Origin of the sequence: Pseudoalteromonas luteoviolacea NCIMB 1942 (genome assembly GCF_001625595.1) — a bacterium.
GTDB classification, from domain to species: Bacteria; Pseudomonadota; Gammaproteobacteria; order Enterobacterales; family Alteromonadaceae; genus Pseudoalteromonas; species Pseudoalteromonas luteoviolacea_A.
Window position 1 is genome coordinate 49292 of record NZ_AUXT01000025.1, and the last position, 11553, is coordinate 60844.

Here is an 11553-nt window from a genome sequence, read left to right on the forward strand (position 1 = left end):
ACAATGATAAAAAGACGTATAAATACGGCGTTTATAGGCGCAATTTGCCTCTCTATTGCAGCCTGTGGAACGACGGAATCAAATACCCCTAACCCTACATATGAAACCTACATCGGTGTCGGAGAGACTTTTAAACATACCCACTTTCAAGATATCTCTGGCAGAAAGATTGACTTAACACAACAAGCAGGTAATAAGCTCATCATTCTCTTTGCTACATGGTGCTCAGACTCAAAACGTACATTCAGTGAGCTGAATGCCTCACCGCTTGTAAATGACGATACCCTCACCATATTGGCCATAGGTAGAGAAGAAAACAGCAATTCACTCGCAGAGTTTGCCAAAAACTATCGTGTCACCGTGCCATTGATCACTGATGAAGACCGAAAAATTTACAGTCAGTACGCCAATAAAGGTATCCCTCGACTGATTCTACTTGATGAAAATAACCGCGTGGTCAAAACTTTAATTGGAGAAAGCGGAAATATCATCGAGCAAATCACATGGAACTAACTTCTGATGTCGTCAATATACTTACTATGGCGAAAGTCATTCAAACGGCCGTCGCACCAGTTTTTTTACTGACGGGTATAGCTGCCTTTTTAGGCGTGCTGTCTAACCGATTAGCTAGGATCACTGACCGAGCACGACTTCTCGACAGAAAGCTCAATGCTAACCCAGATGAAGCATTACACTTTACCCTTACTCAGGAAATGCGAGCACTTTTAAAACGCTCTCGTTGTATCCACATTGCCTTTAGCATGAGCGTATTAAGTGCACTTATGGTTTGCGCAGTTGTAGTACTGTTATTTATCTCTCACTTATATACCTGGTCACTGGGTATCACAGTCTCTAGTTGCTTTATTGCAGCAATGCTTTTGCTGATCGGTGCTTTTATATCTTTACTGGCTGAAGTCATGCTGGCCACAAGGAGCATGAGGCGTGGAATGATATTTAAAGATATTGGCTGAGTTCATCATTTGTAAGAGCGGTTGGCGCTAAATGAGACTTAACGTAGCCCACAATCACATCTAACACTTATGGAGCTTCACGCTCAATGACGCCATGGTTGCCTTCACTGAAAGTATTGAGCATAAAAAAACACCGGCAACAGCCGGTGTTTCTATTCGTGATTGCTAATGATTAGCAGATTACTTTTGCTTGCGACGACGTAGTGCAGCAAATGGAGCAGCTAGCAGTGTTAACCAAGCTAGTGAACCTGAATCATCGTCATCACCGTTGTCTTCTGCAACATCGATTAGGCGCACTTCAACACGTACTTTATCTGAGTACTTGCCTTTAGCGTCTTTCGCCATGATGTCGAAGCTGAACTGACGGTCAAATTCGAAGTCTAGGTTACCTGCAACAGCAAGTTGACCTTCTGCATTTACAGACACAAGTGTTGTACCAGTGATTACAAACTCAGTTACGTCGTTGTCGAAGTCTGAGAATGCAATTGTGCCAATTGCAGTGCCTACTGGGCTGTTTTCTTCAATGTTGAAGCTCTGACTTTCTTCAATCATTGGCTTGCCTTCAAGCTGATCTTCTTCAACATTGAATACAACTGTTACCGCTTCTGACTCAAGGCCATCTGCATCAACCGCAGTTACCATCACTTCTTGTTTTGCACCTAGGTCGAAGTCAACTTCACCAGCAACAGTGATTTTACCTTCAGCATCGATTGCAAATACGCTAGAGCCTTCAAGTTTGAATGAAGCAACATTGTTGTCTTGGTCCATGAACTCAAGCATGCCAACTTCTGTACCAGCTTCAACGTTTTCTTTTACGTCAAACTCTTGGCCTTCAGCAACAGCTGGCGTTTTCTCGGCTTCTTCGTCAACCGCGTTCATTACGTCAACAATGATGTTTGTTTCTTCTGATTTGAAGCCTTTCTCATCATGAGCAACTACTGTTAATTCTACCGACATAACACCTGCGTCATAGTCAGGCGCGCCAGCTTCAGAAACTGTTACTTCACCAGACGTAGATACAGCGATACCATCATGAGACTGTGCTACAACTTCGAAAGAAGATAGTGCAGCTCCACCGTCTTGCTCTGTTAGCTCTAGCTGACCGATTACATGACCCGCTTGAGCATCTTCAGAAACTTCTAACTCAACGTCAGCGATTACTGGAACAACAACAGCTGGTAACATGTCTGCTGTTATATTCGCTAGGATTTGGTCATCAGAAGCTAGAGTAAATGGCTTGTAGCTATCTACAAATGCAGATGCACCAGGTGCTAGAGACTCAACTGCATTACCATCTGCATCAACTAGAGAAGCAGGTGCTGTAGCGAATGTTGTGTGACCAGTTACAGTGTCTGTTACTTCGAAGATACCAGACTGGTAGTTACCGATACCTACTTGTGCTTGGATCATGATGTCATCACCAAGGTTAGAAGTATCTAGACCGATTAAGTCAGTACAACCAGAGAAAGTAATTGTGTTAGTACCACCTTCGTGGAACATTGCACTTAGGAATCTCCACTGGTCTTCACCATCTACGATTTGACCACTTAGCGTACGCGCACGACCAATAACTTCTGCGCTACGACCTACATCGCTGTAGTTTTGTAGGAAGAAGTCATATACGCCATCGTAGTTAACATCTAGTACCATACGGTAGCCAGCTTGACGGTGCATAGTTAGTTCGTCACGTAGTGCCATTGACGCCGTGAAGAATGCGCCAGAATCACATGTGCTGCTGCCGTATACGTTGAATGAAGAACTTAGGATATTGAATTGTTTATCTTCTGCTGATGCTTCTTGGCCTACGGCAACAAGCTGGTCTGTTACAACATTAAATGTTGTGAAACCATTGTTTGTTACCTGAACACGCTTATCGCCTTCTTCAAGTACAGTCACTTCTACGCCTTCATTCGCGCGAGGAAGTACGTGGTATACCATGTGAATGTCGTGATCAGTATCCGCTGTAGATTGGTCGTCAAAGATTAACGCACCATCTAGCTCAGAAAGCGTTAGCGACGCTGCACGTGCAGCAAGGTCATTTGCGCTTTGCGGGTTAGCTAGGCTCCACTCAGGCAGCTTACTTGGGTCAATTGTTAGCTTAACTTCGAAAGAAGCTGTTTCACCTGCACCAACAGTTACAGAAGCAGGGATTTCCCAGCTTGTCGCGCCTAGCGCTGTATCGCTTGCATAGCGGTCTGCTGTACGAAGGTTATAAGTTTTCTCTTCACCTGCGAAGTTCTTAACAAATACAACTTTAGTGTAAGTTGTTGTTTCTTCTAGTACATCGAAACCAAATGAAAGAGCAGCTTGTGTAGTATCGTAGTCACCGTGATGTACCCATGCAACGGTTTGTGATGCGACAGCTTTCTCAACATCTACTAGACCTGCACCGATTAAGCTGATTGGCGCTAGTTCTGCATTAGGGTTGATTGACTTAGGCTCCATGAATACATTTAGGTTTGCAGTATTCATTAATACAGCCTTCACTTGCGCTGCACTTAGTTCTGGTCGTGCTTCACGAACTAGGGCAACAGCACCCGCTGTGATTGGGCCAGAGAATGAAGTACCAGTAGCGCCCGCTAATTGATCTTGAGTACCCGTCGCTGCAACCTGGATGTTTACACCTGGCGCTGTGATTTCTGGCTTAAGTAGACCGTCCATAGAAGGGCCACGTGAAGAGAAGTCAGCAACAGTATCGATTGCTAGGTGAGACTCGATACCAAATGTAAATACTGGCTGTTGACCAGATGCAAGTACAGCTTTAATTGCAGCACCGTCATCTTGTGTAACAGAGATAGTTGGGATAGTTACTTCATCACTCGTACCACCGAGGCCTGGAGCACCACCAGCAACGTTGTTTGCAATGATTACGTACTTTGCACCTTTAGCTTGAGCACTCAATGCTTTTGTTACGAATGCACATGCACCACGGTCAATTAATACCGCTTTATCAGTAAAGTCAACATCGTCACCAAATGCTTCACAACCATTTTGGTTTGATTCAGGGTATACTAACTCTGTGTCTGCATTAGAGAATGAGAACGGGTCTTGAGGACCAAAACCAGCAGTACCTACTTCAATAGACTTACCATCAAGCGTACCTAGTGCGAATAGGTCATTGATAGTTGGGTGACCCATTGCGCCTACAGATAGTGCATTAGGTGTTGTACTTGGACCACCGATACGGAATGGGTGGTTACCATCGTTACCCGCTGAGATAACAACGTTTGTGCCCATTTTAACTGCTTGGTGGATTAAGAACTGAGTACCGTCTACACGGTCCGTTGAACCGAACTCACCACCCAGTGACATGTTAATTACGTCAACACGGTCGCTGATATCGCCGTCACCATTTGGATCCATGGCTGCTTCAAGTGCACCTAGCTGCGCAGCGAATGGGCAACCGCCGCCACACACTGAGTAAACGTACAGCTCAACATCTGGAGCAATACCTGTTACAGAGTGAGATACAGATGTACCATGAGATGTTGGTGCATCATCGTCAGTTGGGGTTTCAGGATCATTTTCAATCGGGTCCGCATCGTTACGCATAAAGTCGTAACCGCCTTTCACCTGACCTTGTGGCCATGTTACGGCTGTAGGATCTGCTTGAGCAGCTTCATATGCTTCTTTTGTTCCCGCCGCAGGGTTGAATACTTTGTGCGTGTAGTCAATACCAGTATCAAGTACTGCTACTTTTTGACCTTTACCTGTGAAACCAGCCAAGTTTACTGGCGCGCCCTTGATGTAATCATTTGCATCAGCAACATGTAACTCATAATCGTAAAGAGGTAATACACGAGCAACTTTAGGATTTTGTTTGATTTGTTCTAGCGCAGCATCTGACGCTTCAACTATAAGCGTTGATGCTAGTAATTTAGTTGAACCAACAACATTAATGTTTGCATTTAATTGAGCAAACTCACGTTTAACTGCTGATTGAACTGCCTCAACAGAAGCTACTGTGTCACGTGCATCGCTTGTAGAATAGTTACCTTGCACCATCAGGTCTGCAGCAGTTTCTTGTTTAAGTACAACTAGAAAGGCTTCAGCTCTATGTTCTTGCTTAGCAGATTGCTCAATACTAGCTGCTTGTGTGTTAACTGAACGAGTATTGGTCTCTAGTGATGCAGCACTTACTGACGCTGCTGTAAGAGCACCTGAGACAGCCATCGCTACCGCTGTCGCTTTAAATGAATACTTGGCCATAGTTTCCCCTAGGACTTGTTGTTTAATTTGGTGTTTATTTATATTTAGAGAGTAGAATCAATCATCAATATAATGTGACTACATGGTTAATTGCAATAATAGAAATACAATTAAGTTACAAATATTGCAATTTAACTTTTCACAGATTAATAAACCGCTGTTTTATATGAATAAAATTCAATGTAAAAGAAAGTAAATGAATGATAAATAAATTTCCTGTAAACAAAGTACACCACCAAGATTCCATTTAGCAACATGTCAATTTTTACACAATCTATGGTTACCAATCATTAACCACATTTCCCTTGCTAATTTACACAGAAACCCTTAAAAAGGTGTGGAATTATTTATTTAGGGGCACTTATGAAAAAACCATTAACATTGTTGGGTCTGCTAGTCGGACTCAGCTTCAATAGCCAAGCTGCCAGTACAATGTTTGAAAACAGCAAAGATGCAATTGAATACCGCAAAGCCAGCTTCCAATTAATTCGTTACCAAATTGGTGATATGGGTGACATGTTAAAAGGCAAAATTCCTTTTGATACAAAACGATTCTCCGAACGCGCCCACAATGCAGCTCAACTCTCCAAAATGCCTTGGGAAGCATTTACTCCAGATTCAAACAAAGGTGACACAAGCGCATTACCCGCCGTATGGAGTGATAGAGCTACATTCGATAAAAAAGCGGCCGACTTTGCAAAATACGCTGAAGCATTAGCAGTTGCATCTGAGTCTGGAGATAAAAAAGTGATCGCTAAAGCGTTTAGAAATTGGGCGAAGGGCTGTAAAGACTGTCACAAGTCATTTAAAGACTAAATAAACACCCACAGACAAAGTACGTTACATACGTGAACAAGAGAGTAAAAAGTCTACACCTTTCTCTCTTGTTCAAATTGGGGTAACTACTCATCAAAGTAGTCAAAGTCATCATCTCCTAAGTTACGCCTCAAACGTTTCTGCTCTAAGTAATCATCCAATTTCTTACGCACTTTTTGTCGCTGTTTGTTGGCATCTTTATCGCTTAAAGCACCAAGCTCAGCCTGATATTCTTCGTCCAAAGGATCATAGGAATATGTTTTACCCATGATAGACTCCTATTCAACCAAACAGTGCCAGCTTCCAAAAGGCTGGCACTGTCATTGACTCTATGCACACAATGTCACATTAAGTGCAAACTTCATCCCATCGGCGCACTATTACACATAACGTTATTTAGTCTTAAATAAGCGATTTTGACAGTGAATGATTTTTATCGTGACGATTTAAAAAACCAATTAGACTAATTATTAGTCAACATCACCAACTAGTGGTTAATATATATACCCAGTTTCAACTAAAAAAAAGAGGATGCTACATAAGCCATTGATTTATATTGATTAGCCATATTGGCACTGAACTTGATATTCCTTATCTATCATCAACGTATAAGGATTCCACAATGAAACAAGCGCTACTAGTTACAGCCATTCTATCAACCACGCCGGCGCTGGCACATGATGACAATCACATTGCTTTCACTGTCGATAATTGCCAAGTTGAATTTCAAAATAATGTTGCAATTACACCAACCGAAGTTGCCATCACAACATCCAGCTCGCAATCACTCACCATTGATGCTGATGGTCACACCTTCATTAATGGCCAGCAAATGGACGTGACAGAACAGCAGAAAAGAGCTTTAACTCTCTACGCAGATACATTGCGCGTAGAGCTACCAAAAGTCGCAGCAATGGCGACTGATGCAGTAGAAGTAGCCGAAGTAGCACTCAATGAAGTCGCTATCGCATTTGATTTAGATGGATTAGACAAGCTCTCCACAGTGCTCGATGAAGTCAATCAGGAGATCCAAGCAACCTTTTACCAGCAAGGTAGCTTTGTCATGGGAGAGCAGGCATTTGACAACTTTAGTGAAAACTTTGAGCGTCAATTCGAAGAGCGTATCGAAAGCGCAGTGAAAAGCGCCATGTTTGAGTCCATCGGCTCTTTGCTTGTCACCATTGGTTCTGAAATGAACAATGGCAACATGCAAGCTTTTGAACAGCGTATGGAAAATATGGGCAAGCAAATAGAAGAAAAAGTCACAGCCCAAGCTGAGCATTTAGAGCAGCGAGCAGAGTCACTGTGTAATAATTTTGAGCAAATCGCTGAGCAAGAAGCATCTTTATCCCATGCCATTCCGGCGCTATCCAGCTACAGTCTCATGCGCTTCACAGCAAATTAGCAACACTTCCAACCAAATCAGTGGCGGGCACATATTTGTTGCTCGCCACTTTTCATTTGTGCAATTAGCTGACCGAGCTTTTTTAAATGCGCTTCCACGTGCTCGTTCCAAGGCAACCCATAGCTAATGCGGATGCAATTTTGAAAGCGCTCAGAAGCACTAAATAACTGACCGGGCGTTAAACTAACCCCCTGTGCCATAGCGAGAGAGAACAATTTACCACCGTCAAAACCAACGCCCAGTTCAAGCCAAACGACACATCCGCCGCCCGGATCGCTAACACGCACATCCTGAGGGAAAAATTGACGAATACAACTGAGCATTTTTTGTTTGTTATCCATCAATCGTAGCCTCAGCTTTCGCAAGTGACGTTCATAATCTCCAGATGCCAAATAATCAGCTAGGACCCACTGATTAATCAAAGAGGAAGAACAGCTCAAAGCGCGTTTAATACGCCTTGCCTGAGCCACAAAGCCAGGTGCTACCATCCAACCTACACGGTAACTGGGTGCTGCCGTTTTCGAAAAGGAGTCACAGGTAATGACTTGACCAGCTGACGCATAATATTGCGCTGGTTTACCTCGATATTTAGAGAAGTGAAGGTCGCCATAAACATCATCTTCAATCAGTGTCACGTTTTTAGACACCAGTATATCTAACAGAGCTTTACGCCTGCTCTCGGGCATAACACTTCCAAGTGGATTGTTGATACTTGTTGAGCATATACAAGCGCTTACAGCATGCTCATCTAGCGCCTTTTCTAGGTCTTCTAACCATAATCCATCGTCTGGACAGACAGGGATCTCAAGGGCACGCAAGCCTAAATTTTCGATAAGCTCGATGATGCCGAAATAGCAAGGAGATTCAATCGCCACCACCTCTCCGGGTTTTGTCACGCACTGTAAAGCTATGGCTAACGCTTCTTGCGCCCCATTCGTGATCACAATGTCATCTGTGGAAATAGTGAGGCCCATATGCAAATAGCGTTGCGCAATTTGTCTTTTTAATCTCTCCAAGCCATCCATCGCGCCATACTCTAAAATCTGACTTCCGGCTTGCTTTAATGCCTGACGCATCATTTTAGCTAGCACTTGCTGATTGCTCATTGCAGATACAGGGTTTGCAATACCAAAAGGCGCGTTATGAGGTGAATGTATCCCGTCATAAACTTGTTCGATCAAAGTCTGTTTATTAACTTCGGTCGGTTTGACTGGTAGTTTGCAGCGCTTGGGTAATGCACTTTTATCACTGTCACTCAAAAAGTAGCCAGACTTTTCTTTTGAATATATGCGCCCTTGCGCTTCCAAATGATAATAGGCTTGCTTTACCGTCGGGATGCTTACCGATAATTGTTGCGCCAATTTACGCAATGATGGCAACTTGGTACCAGGACTGAGTAGCTCATTCGTGATCATCTCATTGATCACATCAATCACCTGCTGGTAAAGGAATTGTCCGTGATGCATTGAATTCTCCAACTCACAATCTGTATAGGTCAAAAAATCATTTTTCTGTATCTATTATACACAGACCATCGGAGTAAACTGCAACTCGCTGCAATAATCAAGTTATATCAAAGGGAACGACAATGAAAAATTTGCTGCTATACGTCATTACTGTTCTTATCTGGGGATCAACTTGGCTGGCAATTGAGTTTCAACTTGGCCAAGTTAATGAGGTTGTTTCACTATTCTACCGCTTTGCAATTTCGGCACTGTGTATGTGGGCCTTTGTCATTTGGCGTAAGTTACCAATGATGCAATTCACATTGGCAGATCATGGCTTTTTTATCTTATTAGCGGTAGGTAATTTTGGCCTCAACTACTTGCTACTGTACTGGGCACAGGGGAGCCTTACCTCTGCAATGGCGTCAATCGCTTTCTCATTCATGCTGGTTCTAAACATACTGAATACTCGGCTATTTTTTGCAAAACCCATCGCAGTAAAAACCTATTTTGGTGCGCTGTTAGGGGTATCTGGCATCATCGCATTATTTTGGCAAGATCTCAGTGCTGCCAGTTTTTCTTCTACAACCTTTGTTGGATTAGTACTAGCTTTAGCAGGCACTTTCGTCGCTTCTTTAGGCAACATGGTTAGTATTCGTAACTCCAATCGTACAATCGGCGTGTTAGAAGGCAATGCTTGGGGCATGCTATACAGCAGTATATTACTTGGTCTGTACGTCCTGTTCAGCCCACAGTCTTTTGCTGTTCAAGCAGATGCGAGTTATTGGGTATCTTTATTTTACCTCGCAGTTTTTGGCACCGTGATCGCCTTTGCGTGTTACTTTTCACTACTCAAAAATATTGGACCTGAACGCGCCAGTTACATTATCGTCCTGTTTCCTGTCGTCGCCGTATTACTGAGTACATGGTTTGAGGGCTTTACTTGGCAGCTCAATACGTTTTTTGGCTTTGGGCTTATTTGTCTTGGCAACTTATTGGTATTAGTACCAAAGCAGGTGCTTGCCAAATTTATACGCCGCCCCATACCGCATGCTGCCAATACTAATTAAGCACTTTAAATTGCAGCAACGCCGCTTTACATTTTACCACTGCAGGCGTTGTTGCAATTAAGTCGCCATCAGCCTCTATAGGTAAACCTGACGTTTTTATCTCTAGCTGTTGGCATGACCTAACACTGACCCAGCGCAATCGTGTATGTCTTCCAAATAACATCAGCGCAAAACACCATAATCGCTTATACCAAGCGACAGCTGGGATGGTGATTACTTGTAATACCCCATCGTCTAGTCGTGCATCAGGAGCTGGCGTTAAGCCCGCCGCAAAATGACGGCCATTACTAAATAGGCACATCATAGTTGCTTGACGCCCATATTCGTATTCGATTGGCGTACCTTTATATAAAGCCAACTTTACGAGACCTGCGATGGTATAGCTCAATTTGCCAAAGGGTTTCTTTCCACCCATAGCCGACACCACTTCAGCATTAAAGCCCACACCTGCAATGTTGATAAAGTAACGATTACCAACCTGACCAATATCGATATTGCGTACCACTCCGGCAAATATGGTATTTCGCCATTGTTGCATTGAATAGCCAAACTGCCGACTAAAATCATTTCCCGTACCACAGGGCAATAAAGACAAAACAACTTGAGTACCCGCAATAGCATTAACAGCCAAATTGAGCGTGCCATCACCCCCTAATACTATTACCTGTGTGTATTTAGGAATAAGATGTTTTACCTGCTCAAGATCCGTTTCAAAATGACCACATGTCTCATACCAATATAGCTGTATTGCGTGAATTTTTGCCTGCGCATGTAACCATTTTGAATGTGCTGAAAATTTCTTCCCCTGCTGCGGCCTATAAATCACTAACAAAAAACAAAACTCCCAAAATAAAATTATCCGAATAAACATTCAAAAAATAAAATTAAAACCCTATAAAACCACAAAAAACAACAATAGAAGATCGAATAATTATTCACATCATTAAATTAAACTCAAAAAAAACCCACCTTGCATTATATTTTCTAATGCGACAACAGTAATTTTTATCGCTTTAATTTCATTCGATGTGAGTGCAAAATAACCAAACAATAGTCATCGTAGGAGACACAGATATGCTTAATACAGCTGCTGCGTGCAGCAACACGCAAACCACAACCAACCCAACGTTAAACACTATCCAAGCGCCAAGCATTCAATGGATACAGTGGTTAAGTAAGATTGGTCGATCTTTACAGCTAAGCTATGTGGTCATGCATAAGTAAATCTGTTGACTTCTCAATATGGCATTCTCTTCTAATGCCATTTTTTTTGTTTTTCAGCGCATCACACCTACACAATTTCCCACAAAAATTACTCCAAAGTACAAATTTCGGGCAAAAAATTCAATAACTTCGGTTTTTTGTGTGTTTTTTCGGCAAACGATTAAAAAACTATTTACAGCACCCAATTCGATAAGTATTATCTTTGCCCATGGAGAGATGGCTGAGTGGTTGAAAGCACCGGTCTTGAAAACCGGCATACGTTAATAGCGTATCTAGGGTTCAAATCCCTATCTCTCCGCCATTTTTAAAAGTTTTGCGTCGGAGAGGTGGCCGAGTGGCTGAAGGCGCTCCCCTGCTAAGGGAGTATAGGGTTTGTAGCCCTATCGAGGGTTCGAATCCCTCCCCCTCCGCCA

General features: G+C 42.9%; 10 protein-coding genes and 2 tRNA genes. 8 read left to right on the forward strand and 4 right to left on the reverse strand.

What is annotated here, in order from left to right; genetic code table 11:
* Nucleotides 1-3 precede the first annotated feature (3 nt).
* Together N482_RS02845 and N482_RS02850 are read left to right on the forward strand one after the other, a co-directional pair.
* On the forward strand, nucleotides 4-513 hold the full coding sequence (locus N482_RS02845) for a TlpA family protein disulfide reductase (protein ID WP_063375647.1): 510 nt from the start codon (nucleotides 4-6) through the stop codon (nucleotides 511-513).
* Entirely contained in the window at nucleotides 504-971 is a 468-nt protein-coding gene (locus tag N482_RS02850; RefSeq protein ID WP_063375648.1) for a DUF2721 domain-containing protein, read from the forward strand. Before N482_RS02845 ends, N482_RS02850 begins: the two co-directional genes overlap by 10 nt.
* A 180-nt stretch (nucleotides 972-1151) precedes the next feature.
* Here the strand turns inward: N482_RS02850 and N482_RS02855 are convergent, their stop codons facing one another.
* Nucleotides 1152-5180, reverse strand: a complete 4029-nt coding sequence (locus N482_RS02855) for a S8 family serine peptidase (protein ID WP_063375649.1) — start codon at nucleotides 5178-5180, stop codon at nucleotides 1152-1154.
* Nucleotides 5181-5543: 363 nt separating this feature from the next.
* On the opposite strand from N482_RS02855, the gene N482_RS02860 reads away from it, so the two are divergent.
* Nucleotides 5544-5996, forward strand: coding sequence for a c-type cytochrome (locus N482_RS02860; protein WP_063375650.1), 453 nt, complete (start codon nucleotides 5544-5546; stop codon nucleotides 5994-5996).
* 86 nt (nucleotides 5997-6082) lie between these two features.
* Here the strand turns inward: N482_RS02860 and N482_RS02865 are convergent, their stop codons facing one another.
* Nucleotides 6083-6265, reverse strand: coding sequence for a PA3496 family putative envelope integrity protein (locus N482_RS02865; RefSeq protein WP_063375651.1), 183 nt, complete (start codon nucleotides 6263-6265; stop codon nucleotides 6083-6085).
* Nucleotides 6266-6618: 353 nt separating this feature from the next.
* Here N482_RS02865 and N482_RS02870 point away from each other — a divergent pair, with 353 nt between their 5' ends.
* Nucleotides 6619-7401, forward strand: a complete 783-nt coding sequence (locus N482_RS02870; protein WP_063375652.1) for a DUF2884 family protein — start codon at nucleotides 6619-6621, stop codon at nucleotides 7399-7401.
* Between the two features lie 17 nt (nucleotides 7402-7418).
* On the opposite strand, the gene N482_RS02875 is transcribed toward N482_RS02870, so the two are convergent.
* Nucleotides 7419-8867: a PLP-dependent aminotransferase family protein gene (locus N482_RS02875; RefSeq protein ID WP_063375653.1), complete on the reverse strand. Its 1449-nt coding sequence runs from the start codon at nucleotides 8865-8867 to the stop codon at nucleotides 7419-7421.
* 122 nt (nucleotides 8868-8989) lie between these two features.
* On the opposite strand from N482_RS02875, the gene N482_RS02880 reads away from it, so the two are divergent.
* Entirely contained in the window at nucleotides 8990-9916 is a 927-nt protein-coding gene (locus tag N482_RS02880; RefSeq protein WP_063375654.1) for a DMT family transporter, read from the forward strand.
* On the opposite strand, the gene N482_RS02885 is transcribed toward N482_RS02880, so the two are convergent.
* A complete protein-coding gene (locus N482_RS02885; RefSeq protein ID WP_231100774.1) occupies nucleotides 9909-10742 on the reverse strand; it encodes a YegS/Rv2252/BmrU family lipid kinase in 834 nt (277 codons plus the stop codon). The genes N482_RS02880 and N482_RS02885 overlap by 8 nt on opposite strands.
* A gap of 248 nt (nucleotides 10743-10990) precedes the next feature.
* On the opposite strand from N482_RS02885, the gene N482_RS24680 reads away from it, so the two are divergent.
* The 3 genes from N482_RS24680 to N482_RS02895 all read left to right on the forward strand — a co-directional run bounded on the left by N482_RS24680 (nucleotide 10991) and on the right by N482_RS02895 (nucleotide 11553).
* Nucleotides 10991-11140, forward strand: a complete 150-nt coding sequence (locus N482_RS24680) for a hypothetical protein (protein ID WP_155730452.1) — start codon at nucleotides 10991-10993, stop codon at nucleotides 11138-11140.
* Between the two features lie 210 nt (nucleotides 11141-11350).
* Nucleotides 11351-11441: transfer RNA gene (locus N482_RS02890), tRNA-Ser, on the forward strand.
* Between the two features lie 19 nt (nucleotides 11442-11460).
* A tRNA-Ser gene (locus N482_RS02895) sits at nucleotides 11461-11553 on the forward strand.